The organism is Lysinibacillus sp. BS3, from assembly GCF_039614735.1.
Classification (GTDB): domain Bacteria; phylum Bacillota; class Bacilli; order Bacillales_A; family Planococcaceae; genus Lysinibacillus; species Lysinibacillus capsici.
Genome location: NZ_CP154860.1, coordinates 555,257 through 571,844, shown reverse-complemented (window position 1 = coordinate 571,844; position 16,588 = coordinate 555,257). Strand labels below are relative to the sequence as shown.

General features: G+C 38.2%; 24 protein-coding genes. 18 read left to right on the top strand and 6 right to left on the bottom strand.

The annotated features are described in order from the left end of the window. Positions 1–121 precede the first annotated feature (121 nt). Positions 122–499, top strand: coding sequence for a hypothetical protein (locus AAJG31_RS02950; protein WP_279494847.1), 378 nt, complete (start codon positions 122–124; stop codon positions 497–499). 82 nt (positions 500–581) lie between these two features. Here the strand turns inward: AAJG31_RS02950 and AAJG31_RS02945 are convergent, their stop codons facing one another. Then, the gene (locus AAJG31_RS02945; protein WP_048394543.1) at positions 582–1,235 is read right to left on the bottom strand and encodes an elongation factor G-binding protein; all 654 of its coding nucleotides are present in this window, start codon (positions 1,233–1,235) and stop codon (positions 582–584) included. 1,067 nt (positions 1,236–2,302) lie between these two features. Here AAJG31_RS02945 and AAJG31_RS02940 point away from each other — a divergent pair. Continuing rightward, complete coding sequence (locus tag AAJG31_RS02940) at positions 2,303–2,950, top strand: class I SAM-dependent methyltransferase (protein ID WP_066036856.1); 648 nt, start codon at positions 2,303–2,305, stop codon at positions 2,948–2,950. Continuing rightward, on the top strand, positions 2,940–3,923 hold the full coding sequence (locus AAJG31_RS02935) for an HD domain-containing protein (protein ID WP_279494849.1): 984 nt from the start codon (positions 2,940–2,942) through the stop codon (positions 3,921–3,923). Before AAJG31_RS02940 ends, AAJG31_RS02935 begins: the two co-directional genes overlap by 11 nt. A gap of 15 nt (positions 3,924–3,938) precedes the next feature. Here AAJG31_RS02935 and AAJG31_RS02930 read toward each other — a convergent pair whose 3' ends face one another. Continuing rightward, positions 3,939–4,274: a hypothetical protein gene (locus tag AAJG31_RS02930; protein WP_066036854.1), complete on the bottom strand. Its 336-nt coding sequence runs from the start codon at positions 4,272–4,274 to the stop codon at positions 3,939–3,941. A 148-nt stretch (positions 4,275–4,422) separates the two neighbouring features. Here AAJG31_RS02930 and AAJG31_RS02925 point away from each other — a divergent pair, with 148 nt between their 5' ends. The 11 genes from AAJG31_RS02925 (at position 4,423) to thrS (ending at position 11,008) form a co-directional block, all read left to right on the top strand. Next, on the top strand, positions 4,423–4,905 hold the full coding sequence (locus AAJG31_RS02925; protein ID WP_279494850.1) for a hypothetical protein: 483 nt from the start codon (positions 4,423–4,425) through the stop codon (positions 4,903–4,905). A gap of 86 nt (positions 4,906–4,991) precedes the next feature. Further along, positions 4,992–5,390, top strand: a complete 399-nt coding sequence (locus AAJG31_RS02920) for a MarR family winged helix-turn-helix transcriptional regulator (protein WP_036219134.1) — start codon at positions 4,992–4,994, stop codon at positions 5,388–5,390. After that, complete coding sequence (locus AAJG31_RS02915; protein WP_016993931.1) at positions 5,390–5,737, top strand: DUF3147 family protein; 348 nt, start codon at positions 5,390–5,392, stop codon at positions 5,735–5,737. Before AAJG31_RS02920 ends, AAJG31_RS02915 begins: the two co-directional genes overlap by 1 nt. 15 nt (positions 5,738–5,752) lie before the next feature. Next, positions 5,753–6,238 carry a GNAT family N-acetyltransferase gene (locus AAJG31_RS02910; protein ID WP_048394534.1) on the top strand — a complete coding sequence of 162 codons (486 nt, stop codon included), beginning with the start codon at positions 5,753–5,755 and terminating at the stop codon, positions 6,236–6,238. Positions 6,239–6,285: 47 nt separating this feature from the next. Then, complete coding sequence (locus AAJG31_RS02905; RefSeq protein WP_048394533.1) at positions 6,286–6,750, top strand: hypothetical protein; 465 nt, start codon at positions 6,286–6,288, stop codon at positions 6,748–6,750. A 123-nt stretch (positions 6,751–6,873) separates the two neighbouring features. Beyond that, positions 6,874–7,380: a hypothetical protein gene (locus tag AAJG31_RS02900; RefSeq protein ID WP_054549270.1), complete on the top strand. Its 507-nt coding sequence runs from the start codon at positions 6,874–6,876 to the stop codon at positions 7,378–7,380. Between the two features lie 121 nt (positions 7,381–7,501). Then, complete coding sequence (locus AAJG31_RS02895) at positions 7,502–7,687, top strand: hypothetical protein (protein ID WP_279494852.1); 186 nt, start codon at positions 7,502–7,504, stop codon at positions 7,685–7,687. Then, entirely contained in the window at positions 7,688–8,098 is a 411-nt protein-coding gene (locus AAJG31_RS02890) for a hypothetical protein (RefSeq protein ID WP_279494853.1), read from the top strand. An 11-nt stretch (positions 8,099–8,109) separates the two neighbouring features. Next, positions 8,110–8,466, top strand: coding sequence for a hypothetical protein (locus tag AAJG31_RS02885; protein WP_054549268.1), 357 nt, complete (start codon positions 8,110–8,112; stop codon positions 8,464–8,466). A gap of 14 nt (positions 8,467–8,480) precedes the next feature. Further along, positions 8,481–8,711, top strand: coding sequence for a hypothetical protein (locus AAJG31_RS02880; protein WP_279494855.1), 231 nt, complete (start codon positions 8,481–8,483; stop codon positions 8,709–8,711). Between the two features lie 380 nt (positions 8,712–9,091). Beyond that, positions 9,092–11,008, top strand: a complete 1,917-nt coding sequence (gene thrS, locus AAJG31_RS02875; protein ID WP_279494857.1) for a threonine--tRNA ligase — start codon at positions 9,092–9,094, stop codon at positions 11,006–11,008. Positions 11,009–11,132: 124 nt separating this feature from the next. On the opposite strand, the gene AAJG31_RS02870 is transcribed toward thrS, so the two are convergent. Beyond that, positions 11,133–11,603: a hypothetical protein gene (locus AAJG31_RS02870; RefSeq protein ID WP_048394519.1), complete on the bottom strand. Its 471-nt coding sequence runs from the start codon at positions 11,601–11,603 to the stop codon at positions 11,133–11,135. Positions 11,604–11,775: 172 nt separating this feature from the next. Continuing rightward, positions 11,776–11,946 (bottom strand): aspartyl-phosphate phosphatase Spo0E family protein, encoded by a 171-nt coding sequence (locus tag AAJG31_RS02865; RefSeq protein WP_004230265.1) that lies wholly within the window; start codon positions 11,944–11,946, stop codon positions 11,776–11,778. 812 nt (positions 11,947–12,758) lie between these two features. Here AAJG31_RS02865 and AAJG31_RS02860 point away from each other — a divergent pair. After that, positions 12,759–13,316, top strand: a complete 558-nt coding sequence (locus AAJG31_RS02860) for a histidine phosphatase family protein (protein WP_048394517.1) — start codon at positions 12,759–12,761, stop codon at positions 13,314–13,316. Between the two features lie 51 nt (positions 13,317–13,367). Here AAJG31_RS02860 and AAJG31_RS02855 read toward each other — a convergent pair whose 3' ends face one another. Continuing rightward, on the bottom strand, positions 13,368–13,919 hold the full coding sequence (locus AAJG31_RS02855) for a GNAT family protein (protein WP_048394516.1): 552 nt from the start codon (positions 13,917–13,919) through the stop codon (positions 13,368–13,370). Between the two features lie 148 nt (positions 13,920–14,067). Between AAJG31_RS02855 and AAJG31_RS02850 the strand changes: the two genes are divergently transcribed. The 3 genes from AAJG31_RS02850 to AAJG31_RS02840 are packed head-to-tail and all read left to right on the top strand — an operon-like array spanning position 14,068 to position 15,622. After that, on the top strand, positions 14,068–14,706 hold the full coding sequence (locus AAJG31_RS02850; RefSeq protein WP_279494860.1) for an SMI1/KNR4 family protein: 639 nt from the start codon (positions 14,068–14,070) through the stop codon (positions 14,704–14,706). Then, positions 14,703–15,191 (top strand): GNAT family protein, encoded by a 489-nt coding sequence (locus AAJG31_RS02845; RefSeq protein WP_279494862.1) that lies wholly within the window; start codon positions 14,703–14,705, stop codon positions 15,189–15,191. The genes AAJG31_RS02850 and AAJG31_RS02845 overlap by 4 nt, the downstream gene beginning before the upstream one ends. Then, complete coding sequence (locus AAJG31_RS02840; protein WP_237900661.1) at positions 15,188–15,622, top strand: GNAT family N-acetyltransferase; 435 nt, start codon at positions 15,188–15,190, stop codon at positions 15,620–15,622. Before AAJG31_RS02845 ends, AAJG31_RS02840 begins: the two co-directional genes overlap by 4 nt. A gap of 14 nt (positions 15,623–15,636) precedes the next feature. Here the strand turns inward: AAJG31_RS02840 and AAJG31_RS02835 are convergent, their stop codons facing one another. After that, positions 15,637–16,374, bottom strand: coding sequence for a class I SAM-dependent methyltransferase (locus tag AAJG31_RS02835; protein ID WP_279494864.1), 738 nt, complete (start codon positions 16,372–16,374; stop codon positions 15,637–15,639). Between the last annotated feature and the right edge of the window lie 214 nt (positions 16,375–16,588).

Below are 16,588 nucleotides of genomic sequence, written 5' to 3'. Positions count from 1 at the left end.
CGAAGGAAGAATAAAAAATCTTCTCTTCTTCGCTGGCATTCTTCATGACTTCCACGTTTTCCTTCATACATAGTAATGAAGAGAACCTCACACATTAACCAAAAAGTATGGAGGTTCCTAAATGAAAAATGCCAATAGAGTGTATGTGCTTTTATTTATCGTAGTTTTCTCATTTTCTTCAACCGTATATGCAGAAGAAAATAAGGAAGGTATTCTTGTATACCATGTGAAATATGATTATGAAGCTATAAGTAAATTTTTGGGCATGACCGTGCAGGAATACGACCAAGAGTGGAGGAAAGGTCTTTCGATTGCAGAGATGGCGGAGAAAAAAGGAATTGCTAGAAGAGATGTAGAAGGCTATTTTTATCAATTTCATTATGAAGAAATGCAAAAATGGCGAAAAAAGGGTGTCATGACGGAGAAACACTATTTCCATCTTGTGTACGGATTAGCCGATGAAATAGAGGAATTTATTGATCGTAATCCCAACCGATAACTTTTTTCTAAACCCGAAAAGTTAATCTTTTAAAGTTAAAAGGCAGAAATGTTGTTTGCACAACATTTCTGCCTTCGTTCATTTATTTTTGTGTAATACGCTCGAAAAATTCCAGTGTTCTGTTCATATCCGTAACATGTTCATTGCATGTTTGACTATCTGCACAAATGTAATTACTGTGGTTGGTAAACGTGCCAACCACCTGTCCTTTAATGGACGTAGTAAATAGGCCTACATCTGAATGGCGATTACAGATAGCGCAAATGCCGCGAACCGTGTTATTGGCAAATATCCCTTTGATCCCTTTTAGCTGCCCATTTTGCTCAAGGACAACATATTTTCGATGTGTGCCAGCATCATCCCAAGCAAGATAACAAATTTGCTGAAAATCGAGTGCTTCTAGATTTGGTAGCTTGAGCTTCTTTTCTTTTTTAAATAAGGCTTTAAGCGTACTAGCGGTCACCGGCTTGAACGGGATGACATATGGTTTTAATTGCTCTAAAAATGCATCACCTTGTGCACGATCTGTGACAGCAAAAAGCTGGTCTATCAGCATTGTTTCTGCTGCTGATAATGCTAATTTTGTTGTTACCTCCGTATCAACAAGGCCACGTACCGCTAGGATAACGTTTTTATCCTTTGTTGTTGTCAGTGCATGTAAAATTTTATTTAATTGCTGTTCTAGTAAATGATAGTTGGCAACCGTTAAAAACGGCTGAATTGTTTGTTGTTCCATTTGAAATCTCTCCTGTTTATTAGGCTATTTGATTACTTTTTGGCCTAAAGAGATCATTCAATTTCTGTTAGTTTATAACTTAATCTTGACCTCTTTGACCTAAAGAAGTCGTTCTAGAGCATGCATTACAAGTGAATGCGATCATTTAGATCCCTCCTTTAAAGGAAACGTTGATTTATATGGGTTTTACATAAGGTTTTATAATAGGTTGAATTAAACAGGCGACCAATTTACATTAATTTGTTAAAAATTATAAGTGTCTATAGATATAGTAACATGTGATTGCCCTAATTGCTCTTGAATTGTTTTGAAATTACTCCCTTTACAATGGTATAAGATGCAAAGGTTCATGCAAATTTATTAGACGAAATTGTTTGTCTATAATCAACATTTCCATCTTCATTATATGTAGGACACTATTTATTTTTCTTTTGATAGGCTAATTTTTGTAATCTTGATGTATAAGAATTAGGATTGTTTAATTAATTTTAATGAACTAATTATATTTCTACCATAAAAAAGAATAAAGTAAATTAGTGTAACATTTATAAAGAAATAAAGTATATTAAAGTTAATTTGAGTAATGCCATTTTTAGTAAATAGAGCAATTGCGGATGATAACTCATTCTCACCGATGTAACTTATAAAGGGGAATGGGGCTCCAAATTTGTTAGAACCAAAAGATGCAAAGAAAATGGACATTAAGCTCATTATAATGCTAATCCATAACAACGCCTTTTTGTTTGTACCTTGCATTAAGTCATCTCCTTTTATATTTTAACTACCCAGTATTATTATATCGTAAAAAGTTGAATGTGGTAATATTTTGGTAATTTATAATAAAATATTATCCAGAATGTTTATTGTAATTTTTATACATATTGATATTATAACAGCTTATGAAAATTTGAAAATTGATAAAGCACTGTTTATTTTCTGAATTGTTGGAAAGGTAATAAATTGGTATAATGGACTGAATTGGTTAATGAAGGGGGATTTATGATGAAACAGATGACTGAACGTAAATTAATGAATGCTTGGAGAATTTATACATTGTAGGAGGCACTATGCTATTAAATAAAGAAGGTTTTGATTTATGGGCCGATGGATACGACCAAACGGTACAACACAGTGAGGAAAAGTATCAATACCCATTTGCAGGCTATAAAGCGATTTTAAATAAAATTTTCAATGAAGTGATGGCTGTTCCCGCTTCCACAGTTTTAGATATTGGCTTTGGAACAGGGGTATTAACGGCGAAGCTTTATGAACAGGGGCATTCGATTTATGGCTTTGATTTTTCTGCGAACATGATTGCCATTGCCAAGGAAAAAATGCCAGAGGCTCACTTAATGGAGTGGGATTTAATGAATGGCTTGCCACAGGAGCTATTACAGCAGCCCTATGATGCGATTATTAGTACGTATGCGCTCCATCATTTTACAGATGAGCAAAAGTCTTTGTATATCACACAATTATTACAGCACCTATCACCAACAGGGAAAATTTTAATTGGCGATGTAGCTTTCCAGACAAGAGAGCAGCTGGAGCAATGTCGTCAAGATAGCAAGGGATACTGGGATGAGGATGAATTTTACTTTGTCCATGAGGAGCTAAAGGTCGCCTTACAGGAAATTTGTGAGTTAACATTTTACCCACTATCGCATTGTGGTGGAGTCTTTGTGATTAGTCGGAAGAATATAAATGCTGATTAGTGACCCTTTATATGGGGAGTTCGAGATAGATGGTTTGTTAGAGGAATTGATTGTAAGTAAGCCAGTTCAACGCTTAAAGGAAATTCATCAGGCTGGGGCAGGCTTTCTAGTAAATAGCAAGTGGACTATTTCAAGATTTGAGCATACTGTAGGTGTCATGCTGCTTATTAGACAGCTTGGCGGTTCATTGCAGGAGCAGGTGGCAGGCTTATTACATGATGTGTCCCATACCGCTTTTTCCCATGTGGTGGATGTTGTCCTTGAAAATGAGGCGGAAGATTACCATGAAGCGATATTCATGGATGTTATCAAACAGTCTTCGATACCTGCGATTCTTGAAAAATATGGCTACGAGGTAGAGAACATACTAGATACATCCAGATGGTCGTTACTTGAACAACCTGCTCCAGCATTGTGTGCAGATCGTATCGATTATACATTAAGAGATATGTATTTTTATGGAAATTTAGCCCTGGAAGATATCCAAAAATTTTTACAGGACTTATTCGTTTTTCAGGGGAAACTGTGTGTTAAAACGATTGAGCGTGCAGAATGGTTTGTAAAAATTTATTATCAGGAAGTGTTAGATTTTTTCTTGCACCCTTTAAATATCTATGCGACAAGTTCGTTAGCGCATGTATTAAAGCTGTCACTAGCAAAACAAATTCTAACGCTTGAAGATTTCCTAAAGACTGATCATGAGGTAATGCAGCAGATGAAGGCTTCACATGATCGAGACGTTCAAGCTCTTTTACAACAATTACATGAAAATGTAGAGGTAAGAGAAGAACAAGAGAATCATGACATTCATTTTCGTAATAAAGTGCGACTCATCGATCCAGCTATCTATCATCAACAGCGACTATGGAAGGCGAGCGAGGTATCTAACTATGTCAAAGCAATGAATGTCTCTGCTTTGGAAAGGTTTGAGCAGGGTGTTTATGTGAAAATAATCAATGAGGAGCTGTCATAGGGCAGCTCCTTTTCTTTAGGCAAACATGGATAAAATATATTTGCCAGAAAGCATAAATAGGGCATAGACAGCGAGCGCGCTCATAACAGAGATGCCTGGTTTAAACCAGCTTGTTAGGAGAAACGTGAGCACAGTAAATAATAGCATGCCAACCGCTCCAAATACCGTGTTTTGAAGAACAGTATGAAAGGTATCTTCTTTCATATTTTTCATTTGCATGCCCATATTAATGAGCGTCAATATCGGTAAGGCCGTAATAATACCTGATAAAAATAAATACTTAGATTGGCTAAGTAGTAGCGCTAGCACCATGATTGTGCCACCTACTAAAAAATAGAGAAAGTATAACATGGGATGCCCTCAATTAAATTCAGAATAGAGTAATAATACTGTAGAACGTAAGTGTTCACAAGTACCCATTGATACTATTTAGCAAGAAGCGCAGAAAGATAGATGTTTATGAAAAATAGATAGAATTTTTGGGAGGGGGTGAGTAGTAATGTCCATTCTATCCTTTATGCTTTTATATGTAGTAGGCATACCAATCTCTACGCTGCTGCATGAAATTGGGCATGCATTGGGTGTTATAGTATGTTCAAAGGAACGAGCCCATGTTTATTTAGGTGCAAAAAATCTTCCTGAAAACTTGCGTATAGGTCGTATACATTTCCATATTCGATGGGGATTGTTTGGCTTCTGTACCCCACAACAAGGGAGTAGCTTAACGCGCAAGCAGTCGCTCGGATTTATAGCGGGTGGTCCTATCATGACTTTAGCAGTATTACTTTTTGCCAGCTATCTAGCCCGTTATTTTGCTGCTTATGCAGGGATACACTATTTTTTCAATAGCCTTTTTTATTTGAATACTTTTCAATTTCTTGCAACAGCAGTCCCGCTAATTTATCCAAACTGGTATAAGCCCTATGCAGGTTTACCCTCAGATGGCTATCAGATGCTAAGCTTACTGAAGAAAAATATCTGAAAATAAAAACTTTAACGAGGTCACTTTTAATATATCGTTGTATACGATATAATCGTTTTGAACGATATATTAAAGGAGTTATTACAATGATTAAAGATATAAATGATTATTTTACAACGATATTCTATCATCTACATACAACCCATGAAGATGTTATTTCCCATCAGAGTGTGCGTATTTTGCAAATGATACAAAAGGAAGAGGAAGTGACGGTGCGTGATATAGCAGGGTTACTAAATATTTCTCCTAATACGGCATCAGAGCATGTGAAAAAGCTAGAGCGTCATGGCTGGGTGATGAAGGAGCGTGCAAGTGACGACCAGCGTAAGGTCATGCTACATTTGACAGCAGAAGGGCTACAAGTGTTGAAGAAAAACTCGGAGCTAGATGATGATAAGCTACAGCATGCACTTAATCAGCTAACTGAGCAGGAACAGCAAGCCATTCTACAGGCGTTTCGACGTCTAAGTGAGGTGGCAAAATAATGTATACATTCTTTAAAATTTTGAGTTCAGCAGCCATCATTGGCGTTGTGACGGAGGTTGCACGACGATTTCCTACCTATGGAGGCATTATTGCTGCGTTGCCCTTGGTGAGTATTTTAAGCATTATTTGGCTGACAGTGCAAAGTGAGTCGAGTGAGCATATTCAACGCTTTACGGTAGGCGTTATCGTTGGCTTGCCTGCAACGATGTGCATGCTATTTGTGATTTACATGGCGATGAAATCCTCCGTACATATTGTACTAGCTATTGGACTTGGTGTGCTATCCTGGGCTGTATTTTTAGGCATACAAAAAGCGATTGCAGGGGTTTTTCATATTTCCATTTAAGAAGGAGTTTATAAAATGACGATTATTGCCATACATCAACTACCAAAACAAACTGTAAGCGAATTTTTTCAGGAACATTGGGGTACGACAGAGATGGTCATTTCCAGTGGCATTTATGATTGTAGTGAATTAGCGGGCTTTGCTTTTATGAATGAGCAACAAATGATGATCGGTTTAATCACCTATATCATGCGGGAAGAGGACTGTGAAATCATTTCGTTAGATAGTACGGTTGAGGGGAAAGGTATTGGTTCTGCTCTTGTGAAAGCAGTAGAACAAGCAGCAATGGAGCAGGGCTGTACAAGCATATCACTTATTACAACAAACGATAATTTGCATGCATTGAAATTCTATCAAAAACGAGGCTATTGTTTAATAGAAATACTGCGTAATGCAGTGGAAAAAGCAAGAGCCTATAAGCCTTCTATCCCACTCATTGGTAATGATGGTATTCCAATACGAGATGAAATACGTTTACAAAAACAACTTGACTGTCAATAAGTCAGGTTGTTTTTGTTATACTAGTTGGGAGGAAAGAGAGGGAAAGTATGAAAAAAATACTATTTATTTTAGTACTGAGTGTGCTTGTGGTCGGGGCAATCTTTATGATTTATCTCAAGAGCAATCCACCACTTGTTATTCAAAGCTATAGCAGCAAACAAGGCAATGAAGCAATCAAAATCATCGCACTTGAAAATACAGGGCTGCGTGAAATTAAGCTAAAGCAAATACTGGTGAATGATCAGCGTCCTGATAACGCGAAGCTTATAATAAGTAAGTCAGAACCTTTTGAGGCGGAAACAAAGCTAGAGGGAAATGATCAACTATCTTTTCATAAATTAGCACAGCGAACGATCGTACCTCAAAGATACATAAATCAACAAGCTATTGGCGAGCAGCCACAGCATTATGCAGTACAAGTTCTAGCATCTAACAACCAGAAAGTAACGATACACTATGAATACTTAAAAATACCTTTTACGCTTACAGTTGAGCTTCAAGCCAACAAATAATCACTTTTTGTCTTATCCTTTATGCCTGTGTCAATTTCTAAGATTGTTTGGTGAAAAGCTCCTATCCCTCCTAGAACATGGTAATATTGTATTAACAGCAATTGTGATACTAGGAGGGACCTAATGGCATTTATCATCTTGGGTATAGTACTATTTATCTGTGTTATCACTGTGACATTAGTGTTTATGAAAAAGCTTTTAAAAAATGATATTATGCTTGAAGTGACAGCCACTTGTGAAGGAAAAAATGAAGACAATCAAGCGATTATGAAGATATATTTTAGGTATTCCATTGGACGTCTTGCCAGAAGGAAACGAGAAATGATAGGCAGTATTGAATGGTCTGAAGGGTGGATGCCTGTCAGCTATAATTTAAAAGAACATGGCGTGTATGATGAAGAACGACTTCTGTATGCAACGAATGAGCAAACGTATTCCACCTTTGAAATCAACGCGACAAATGCGCTTGACGAGCAAGGACGTGGAGAGGGCTACGTGGTCCTTGTATTAGAAAAGCCAAATACCTCTCATATGTCCCGAGCGGGTGTTATTCTCGCTGTGACAGCCAATATGGTTACATATCAATTATCAGACTCGACTAGCTGGCACAATGATATGCTAGCGAACTAGCTATCCAATGTATTGGATAGCTTTTTTGGTATTTACAAGTAAAAATAGGCTGTTTATGGAACCAATTGCGGAAAATAACGTATAGAAAGAAGAAGGACTTGCAGGAGGAAGGAGGATATAGATGTCCGAACAACATAGCAAATACAATGATTCAAGGCTTGTCACAATAGATGAGCAAATATGTGCACTTTTGCAGCAACGAAAAGAGCAAGCTGCTCTTACTCCAGGCTTGCCTTCGGATGATACCATTTCGAAATGGGCACAGCAATATGGTTTCGATGATACTTTTTTAGCGTTGTTCTTCTAGTTGATTAAATCAGAAAAATACTATACTTCAAAGGTAGAACCTTCAGGCTTCCGTCACTATATCCCTGTATTGAAAACGGTAGCAAAGGGAGAGCGTTTGTATACGGTTTCTTATGTTCGTCAATATGACAATGCAAGTGTAGTGCAATTATTAATCGATTGGGATGAGCAGCAAGAACCTCAGCTAACGATTCAGCAAAAATTAGAACGAAAACATTTTGGTCTATACATTGATGCGTCCTATGAATGCCGAAGTAAAGGTACAGGTGGCTCAAATGGACATGAAAGCAGTACGTATGTGGTGACACCACCCTTGCCAGATGATTTAAGTGGACTTCATTTTGTTTTTACAGAATACGAGGATGCCTTTGAAGAAAAGCCGACAGGGTGGGCTATCACCATACAAGGTTAGGGGGATATTTAATGAAAAAATGGATGTTTCCACTTGCCCTCATCATCCTATTGACAGCTTGTCAAAGTCCCAAGCAGGAGATACATTATATCGCCAAAAGTGAGCATTGGAAAGCCATCTATCATAGTAATGGTGAGGTGGGCTTACGCTTATTTTATCTGGGAGATGATGATGATTTGGGGCCTTTAGAAATTACAATTGAGGGGACAAAAGAATCCCAAAATTTAAGTGATGTTCAGTTAAATAAAGATGGCTATTATTCCTTCACAAAAAAAGAAAGTGAGAAAATCTTTAAACGAGAAACAAAGCCAATGATCCATGTAGAATGGCAATCTGAAGATGAGACCTTAGAAGTGAAAAATCATTAGGAGATAATAATAAAATGCGAATTGAACAGCGCGAAGATATAGTGATTATTGATGGGCTAGAAATCAGCGGTACGATTCAAAAAAATCAACAATGCCCGAGTTGTCAAAATTCCATCATCTATGATGACACGTTTGATAGTTATTTTTGTGCGATGTTTAATGAGTGGCAAGAGGAGGCATGTGATGACCCGCATTGTCACTATTGTGTTCAACGTCCAGAACGCCCATTGCAAGTCCATCGCTAAATTTTTTTCTTTTTTAGTGTTTGACAAAGAATTCACTATTCGTTATAGTAATTAACAATTTCATACAAAATGAAATGGGCAATGATAAGGACAAGAGATGCGATTAACCATTTATAGAGAGGGAGGCCTTGGCTGCAAGCTTCCTAATGTCGTACTCCCATCTTACTACCTTGGAGCCGTGCTTGGAAACTTGCACCGTTTTTTTTGCGGCGTTACAGCAAAATCAATGAGCCACTAGCTTATAAACTAGTGGGAATTTGGGTGGAACCACGGGTAATCAACACATACTCGTCCCTTCTTAGGGGCGGATATGTGTTTTTTTTATCTACACAATTATGCCAAGGTGTAATTGATTTTATTACTAAAAGGAGTAGAGAAACATGTCAAATCAACGTATTCACATTCAATTTCCAGATGGTCAACAACAAGCATTTACTAAAGGTGTGACACTAACCGATATTGCACAAGCGATTCGTCCAGAGCTTCGTAAAAAGGCAGTCGCAGGGAGTGTTAACGGAACCATCATTGATTTGACGCGCCCGATTATGGAAGATGCACAAATTACATTGTACGATGCAAGCTCAAAGGAAGGGATCGAGGTCATTCGCCATTCTACGGCCCATTTATTAGCTCAGGCAATTAAACGACTTTATCCACATGCACAATTTGGAGTAGGACCAGTCATTGAAAATGGCTTTTATTATGATATAGATATTGCTGATACACTGACACCGAGTGATTTACAGCAAATTGAAAAGAAAATGAAACAAATTGTACAGGAAAATATCCCGATTCATAGACGCGAGGTTTCACGTGAAGAAGCAAAGCAATTATTCGCCCATGATGCGTTAAAGCTAGAGCTGTTGGAGGCAATTCCTGTAGATGAGCTAGTTACGATTTATGAGCAGGGAGATTTTTATGATTTATGTCGTGGTCCACATGTCCCGTCTACAGGCAAATTACAGCATTTTAAATTAATGCATGTGTCAGGCGCTTACTGGCGAGGCGATAGCGAGAATCAAATGCTTCAGCGTATTTATGGCGTTGCCTTTGCTACAAAAGAGGAACTGCGCGATCATTTTATCTTCTTGGAGGAAGCAGAAAAGCGAAATCATCGCAAGCTAGGTAAAGAGCTATCGTTATTTATGTTTTCAGAGGAAGCACCTGGCATGCCCTTCTATTTAGCCAATGGTCAAATTTTACGCAATGAACTGGAATCGTATTTGCGACATTTACAAGCAAAATATGACTATAGGGAAGTACGAACACCGCTGATGATGAACCAACGCTTATGGGAGCAGTCAGGTCACTGGGATCATTATAAGGACAATATGTATTTCACACAGGTGGATGACCAAAGCTTTGCCTTAAAGCCGATGAACTGTCCTGGGCATATGCTGATTTTCAAAAATGCCTTACATTCCTATCGGGATTTACCTATACGTATGGCAGAATTTGGGCAAGTGCACCGACATGAATTTAGTGGCGCCTTGAATGGTCTGTTACGTGTACGAACTTTTTGTCAGGATGATGCCCATATTTTTGCAACACCACAGCAAATTGAGGATGAAATTGCACTGGCCTTAAAGATTATAGATGAAGTGTACAACGTCTTTGGATTTGCGTATACGATTGAATTATCGACACGACCAGATGATTATATGGGTGATTTGGCACTGTGGGATCAAGCAGAAGCAGCACTTGAAAATGTCCTAAACAATTTAGGTATTGCCTATACAATTAATGCAGGGGACGGGGCTTTCTATGGACCGAAAATTGACATCCATATTAAAGATGCGATTCAGCGCAGTCATCAATGCGCAACGGTTCAGCTTGATTTCCAGCTACCAGAGAAATTTGATTTAACGTATATTAATGAGCACAATGAAAGGGTGAGACCTGTTGTCATCCATCGTGCAGTGTTTGGCTCAATTGATCGCTTCTTAGGTATTTTAATCGAGCATTTTGGCGGAGCATTCCCAACTTGGCTGGCACCACAGCAAGTCCAAGTGATTGGAGTAGCTGAGGCACATCAAGGCTATGCCAAGCAAGTTGTTGAAGCTTTACAACAGGCAGACATCCGTGTGCAATTAGATGACCGTCAAGAAAAGCTCGGCAAAAAGATACGAGAAGCCCAATTGCAAAAAATACCATATATTGTGGTTATTGGTGATCGTGAGGTTGCCAACCAAACTGTAGCTGTTCGCAGACATGGTCAGCAAAATTCCACTGATAAGTCACTACAGCAATTAATAGAAGAAGTCACAGCAGCCATTCAACAAAAAAGTTTAGCTTAATTTAAGTAAAGAAAGCTTGCGATGAATGTTCGTCATTCATCGCAAGCTTTTTAATTGTTAAGAAATTTTTACTTCTATTTTTTTGAAATGACTACTAGAATCTACATGGTGTGCATACAATGAATTAAAGGTGCTTGGAACTTTCTTGAAAAAGCGAATGTCCCAGTATTACTTCTTGTGTTTCAGCGTCGATGACAAGAAATTTGCGATAGGATTCATCGGTATTGTGCTGAAAGGATGCTAAAAAATAAACTTGTCGATTGGGATGAATAAAAGTATGTTGAGAGAGGTCTATTGTTTCCTGTTTACCATCTGTTTGTAAATAAAAACGTTTTGTCGCATTTGCTACATCTTTAAAAGCCATCTTTTGACGAATATTCAATGAAGCATTGGTATATTCCTCATAAATCGCACGATTAAGCTGCTGATAAAATGTGTCCTCATCACGAAACGATTGAAATTGGTTGTTTGGGTATTGATATAGTGTATTTATTTCAGTTGGTGTGCAAAGTGTGGGTGATGTATGGTCTACTGAATGTTGAGGTGGCAATAATATTTTGGAAACAACCATAAAAGTTAAGATGAATACGTGCATCATTCAACCTCCAAATGTTTTCTTATCAAAAACATCGCCTACTTTTTCATTCTCTATACATTCTGAGAAATGGCTAGGTGAATGCATGTATCATCCCCGATAAAACCAGCCAATAAAACATGGCCTGGCTTTATCATATCTATACTTTCTTCTATTATATGCCTCGTTATGATTAGGAAGCTTGTGCTTGTTTTAAATATCTATTAAGTAAGACATCCAATTCTTGACTGTAATCTACTACAATAGGGTGGGTGAAACCAAGATCCTTTGCTTTTTTATACATAATTCTTCGTTTGATCTCAATTTCCGCCTTCAAGAATTGTTTAAGTAATAAGTTAACCAAGATATTTTCCTCCTAATTTTTTATCCATATTCTTGAAATAAATTTTTATGACCTCGATTCAACTTTTTCATTGTATATCACTTATATTAAAAAAAATGTCACATTGTGTATCGTTTCTTAAATTCGTAATTTAGTCATAGATAAGGTACTTCATCCTATTTAACTTGGTTGAAAATTTTTATATATTATAGATAAAAATTACTGTAAAATTCCCCTTTTATAGAATTTAATATATGACTTAAAACCCTGTTCGTGTGCTGAATAGGGTTATTCACGTTCTTTGTTTTAGAAAATATTAAGGGGAAAATGGAGAAGTCTTAAGTCTTTTATACTAAGAAAAAAGTTGTGATTAGAGATTGAATTTTCCGATAATTAATTGCAGAATTCATATCTTGTCACATTTTAGCAAATTCCCTTTTTTGTTGTTTAGAAATGGGGACATTTCATTGTCTATGGTGAAATGTTGAGAATTTTTGAAATTAATGGAATAATGGGTGAGAGAAGAGGTGATGAAGCGGATTGATCGTTGGAATAAAGAGAGGCCTTTCAAGCTTTCTTAAACGCAGGTGAAATTCGTCCTTTACAAGCCATGATGCATTCCTCACAAAAGAATTGTTTGAGCGAATTAACTTACGTATTTCAGTATAGATTTTATGATCGAATAGTGATTAATGAATCGAGCACCCCTGATTTACAGGTCGTTCAACTGGAAATTTCCGTTGGGAGTCAGCGCTACATAAAAACATACGCCCTGCAACAGCAAGAGGGGATTTGGAAGGTTCATTTAGCTAAAGATCAAAGAGGAGAAACAGATGACTGAAATTTATTTTGTTAGACACGCACATGCTCATTATTCAGAGGATGAATATCATCGTCCACTATCTGCTCAGGGACAAAGGGATGCAGAGTGTGTCACAAATCTTTTGAAGCATCATCGAATCGACGCAGTTTATGCTAGTCCTTATCGTAGAGCCATTCAAACAGTGGAGGGGATTGCACAGGCGCGTCATTTACCCATCCAAACGATAGATGCTTTAAAAGAAAGACAACTTGCTACTGGGAAGCTGGAGGATTTTCATGCAGCAGTTCAACGGGTGTGGCAGGAGCCAAGCTTTGCATGGGCAGGTGGGGAGTCCAATCAACAGGCAATGGCTCGCGCTATTCCAAGTTTGCGAAACATCCTTCTCACGCATCCACAGGAGTCTGTCGTTATCGGTACACATGGCAATATCATGGCATTGATGATGCAATATTTTGATGCCCAATACGATTATGCATTTTGGCAAACGTTAAGTATGCCAGATATCTATCGATTAGCCTTTCAAGGGCTATCCTTACAGGAAGTAACACGCGTGTGGCAAGAGGACTGAACAAAAAAAGAGATACTACAGCAATCATAGTATCTCTCTTGTGCTATTCTGTTAATTCCTCTCCCAATCGGAGCGTAAGAGGCCAAATAAAACTACGTCATGGAATGTACCGAAGCGGAAAATTTCTTGGCGTAAAATGCCTTCTTTTGTGAAGCCACATTTTTCATAGGAGCGAATAGCTGCTGGGTTAAAGCTAAAAACCTGAAGCTTGATTTTCTGAACAGCTATATATTGGAAGATAAAATCAATAAGCGTTTTCATTGCATCCGTGCCATAGCCCTTGCCGTGCCACTCTTTCCCAATTGAAATGCCCACTGAGCAAGTGCTATTTTGCCAATTCACTGCATAAACGCCACAGGAGCCTATTAACTGTTGTGACGCTTTTTCATAGATACCGAAAAAGTATTCCTCCTTCTTTCCGCTGATACTGTTAAAGAAAGCGGTGTGATCCTCTACAGTTTGTGGAAAGGGAATCTCATCATTAGCAAGTAGCAAAGAGGTGATTTCGCTTTCGATTGCTATAAAAGCCTCTAGGTCAGCAGTAGTCATTTGTTGTAAAGTGATCGATTGACCTGTTAAAAATGTTTTCAAATAATGTTCCATTATTGTATTCTCCCTTATATAAGGGCTGCAAGTAGCGTTACAACCCTACGATTGTTGGTAATATTTTCACGTCTACTGCATCTTTCACACTCATAAATCCACCCCTTTTTTTGTGCATACTTCCATAGTAGCATGAGGGACTAAGAGAATGGAAGAAATTATGTTAAAATATGTCATAGTTAAAGAGAGAGGGATTAAGATGCGCACAACATATTTTGCGAATTTATTACAATACTTACCACAAGAAGAGCAGCAACAATTACAACAGGCTTTTGGTGCTTCAGAGACACAAATTCAGGCCTTGTTAGAAGTATTTCCGAACTGCCCACAAGCTTTGGTGGAGCTATTACAGGATGTCAATGGTACATATTATTGTCAGCATGGGCAAGAAACGATCTGTGTTTTAGTCCTAGGCTCTGATTTAGGGGATTATCCGTATTATTTAAAATCGGTGGAGCAAATCGTGAAAGATTATCATGACAAGCGTGAAACAATTTATGAGCGCTATCAGGAATTTTTAGCGTATGTGGAAGTAGATGAAAAGATTAATATGCATGTCCCGTTAAATGAACGGCTCTGCTTTGCAGATTGTATGAATAATGGGGGCACATCAAGCCTATATATTGATCTTACGCCAAATGAAGCGGGACAAGTTGGCCAGGTGGTTCGTTATGTCCATGATCCTGATAGCTTTGAGGTGATTGCAGCTTCGTTTGAGGATTATTTACAGCAACTTATAGAGGGAGACTATGAATTCACCGCTATTTACGAGGAGGAATTCGAGTGACTATGCAGCTCATGTTCTATGAGGACAAAGCAAAAAATTTAGTAGAACAATATACCCTAACAGAAGAGCAGCTACGCTATACAAAGTCTCCAAAAGAAAGCATTGCACTTGCTAAGCAGGATAATAGTCGGCATGCCATTTTAGCAATGGATGGTAACAAGCTAGTCACGTTCTTTGTCTTACATGAAAAAGAGGGGGTGACGCCTTACTCCTCTAATGAACAGGCGCTATTAATCCGTTCCTTTTCCACTGATTTTTATGAGCAGGGCAAAGGCTATGCCAAGACAGCACTTCAATTATTGCCTGACTTTGTTCGCAAGCATTTCCCATCCATCAATGAGCTGGTGCTTGGGGTCAATGTACCAAATAGAGCTGCTCAAGAACTTTATAAGCGATGTGGCTTTGTCGATGAAGGCAGACAGGCAATGGGACTTCGAGATGAGCTAAAGGTGATGAGCTATTATATGAAGGAGGTTGAAAATTGAGCCATCATATAATTGAAGCAAGAATGGAGCATTTACAAGCACTTTGTACAATCGATCAAGAAGTAATTGGAGATTCATCCAGAGCGGAAGAAATTCAGCAAGCTATCAAAGAGAAACGCTGTTTGCTATACCAATCCGCTGATACCATTGGGGGGTTTTTGCTATTTAGCAATGACTTTTTTGGCTATAGCTTTATTTCCTTAGTCATTGTCAAGCCGTCCGAGCGCAGAAAGGGGATCGCATCTGCCTTAATGACCGCTTATATCCAAATGGCTAAAACAGCAAAGGTTTTCTCCTCTACAAATCAATCCAATAGGCGTATGCACCAGCTTTTTCATAACCTAGGCTTTATCAAAAGCGGTTTTATCGACAACTTGGATGAGGGAGACCCAGAAATTATTTATATGAAACAAGCCTCACCACAAACCTAGGGTGAGGCTTTCGTTTATTTTTTTGCTTTGATGAATAAAAAGGATGGCCTGCGTAGTTCCTTTTCAATAGAAGGAAGTTGTTGAATGGCTGCTGTGCTTGGAATTGGTTCTACGATTTTATCAATGGTTAACCCATGGGTAATCAATGTATTGACCAGTGTCGCTATAGTGCGATGATATTTGACAACACCATCCACCAACCATGTTTGCTCACGCAAGCCTTCTTCCTGGTAATGATCCACAGCATAGTGCAGACGTTGATGATTGTCATCATATACCCAATTATCATCTGTTGTATGACGAGCTGTAGCAATAGGATGCTCTACAGAGAAGATAAATACACCGTTAGGACGTAGCATGTGAGCAATTTGACCAATGACCGCATCGAAATCTTTGACATAATGAAGAGATAGGGAGCTGGTTATACAATCAAAGCTAGCCGAAGGAGCTTCATAATCCTCTATTGCCTGTAGCTGATAGTCAATTTGTGAGTGGGCATGCTCCTGTTTAGCGACGGACAGCATATTGCTCGAAACATCTAATGCGGTTACGTGCTTGGCTTGATGGTCGATACAATACTTGGCGAAATTCCCCATACCACAGCCAATATCGAGTACCTGTAAATTTGTCAACGGTGGAAGTAAAGCCTTCATCGTGGGCTGCTCCAAAAGACGGTTATAATTAGATGCTTTTTGTCTCAATGTCTTGTAGTGATGAAAAAATATCGGATTATCATAAATATTTTGTTTCATTAAAAGCCTCCAGTTTATGAAACATAACGTTATGTTATTTGTGCGCATCATTATTGTCCCATGTAGATAGAAAAAGAAATAGACTTTTATTACAATTTTTTGTAAGATGTAGATAGAGGCATACCATTTTTTGATACAGTCATCTTCCATTTAATGGGATATTTTCTCGTTCCCTCTACATAATGATTGAACCTACCAAGCACATCCCCATTTC

Bases quoted from the DNA above. Each gene is read 5' to 3' on its own strand.
- AAJG31_RS02950 (WP_279494847.1), top strand. From the start codon at position 122: ATGAAAAATGCCAATAGAGTGTATGTGCTTTTATTTATCGTAGTTTTC.
- AAJG31_RS02945 (WP_048394543.1), bottom strand. From the start codon at position 1,235: ATGGAACAACAAACAATTCAGCCGTTTTTAACGGTTGCCAACTATCAT.
- AAJG31_RS02940 (WP_066036856.1), top strand. From the start codon at position 2,303: ATGCTATTAAATAAAGAAGGTTTTGATTTATGGGCCGATGGATACGAC.
- AAJG31_RS02935 (WP_279494849.1), top strand. From the start codon at position 2,940: ATGCTGATTAGTGACCCTTTATATGGGGAGTTCGAGATAGATGGTTTG.
- AAJG31_RS02930 (WP_066036854.1), bottom strand. From the start codon at position 4,274: ATGTTATACTTTCTCTATTTTTTAGTAGGTGGCACAATCATGGTGCTA.
- AAJG31_RS02925 (WP_279494850.1), top strand. From the start codon at position 4,423: ATGTCCATTCTATCCTTTATGCTTTTATATGTAGTAGGCATACCAATC.
- AAJG31_RS02920 (WP_036219134.1), top strand. From the start codon at position 4,992: ATGATTAAAGATATAAATGATTATTTTACAACGATATTCTATCATCTA.
- AAJG31_RS02915 (WP_016993931.1), top strand. From the start codon at position 5,390: ATGTATACATTCTTTAAAATTTTGAGTTCAGCAGCCATCATTGGCGTT.
- AAJG31_RS02910 (WP_048394534.1), top strand. From the start codon at position 5,753: ATGACGATTATTGCCATACATCAACTACCAAAACAAACTGTAAGCGAA.
- AAJG31_RS02905 (WP_048394533.1), top strand. From the start codon at position 6,286: ATGAAAAAAATACTATTTATTTTAGTACTGAGTGTGCTTGTGGTCGGG.
- AAJG31_RS02900 (WP_054549270.1), top strand. From the start codon at position 6,874: ATGGCATTTATCATCTTGGGTATAGTACTATTTATCTGTGTTATCACT.
- AAJG31_RS02895 (WP_279494852.1), top strand. From the start codon at position 7,502: ATGTCCGAACAACATAGCAAATACAATGATTCAAGGCTTGTCACAATA.
- AAJG31_RS02885 (WP_054549268.1), top strand. From the start codon at position 8,110: ATGAAAAAATGGATGTTTCCACTTGCCCTCATCATCCTATTGACAGCT.
- AAJG31_RS02880 (WP_279494855.1), top strand. From the start codon at position 8,481: ATGCGAATTGAACAGCGCGAAGATATAGTGATTATTGATGGGCTAGAA.
- thrS (WP_279494857.1), top strand. From the start codon at position 9,092: ATGTCAAATCAACGTATTCACATTCAATTTCCAGATGGTCAACAACAA.
- AAJG31_RS02870 (WP_048394519.1), bottom strand. From the start codon at position 11,603: ATGCACGTATTCATCTTAACTTTTATGGTTGTTTCCAAAATATTATTG.
- AAJG31_RS02860 (WP_048394517.1), top strand. From the start codon at position 12,759: ATGACTGAAATTTATTTTGTTAGACACGCACATGCTCATTATTCAGAG.
- AAJG31_RS02855 (WP_048394516.1), bottom strand. From the start codon at position 13,919: ATGGAACATTATTTGAAAACATTTTTAACAGGTCAATCGATCACTTTA.
- AAJG31_RS02850 (WP_279494860.1), top strand. From the start codon at position 14,068: ATGGAAGAAATTATGTTAAAATATGTCATAGTTAAAGAGAGAGGGATT.
- AAJG31_RS02835 (WP_279494864.1), bottom strand. From the start codon at position 16,374: ATGAAACAAAATATTTATGATAATCCGATATTTTTTCATCACTACAAG.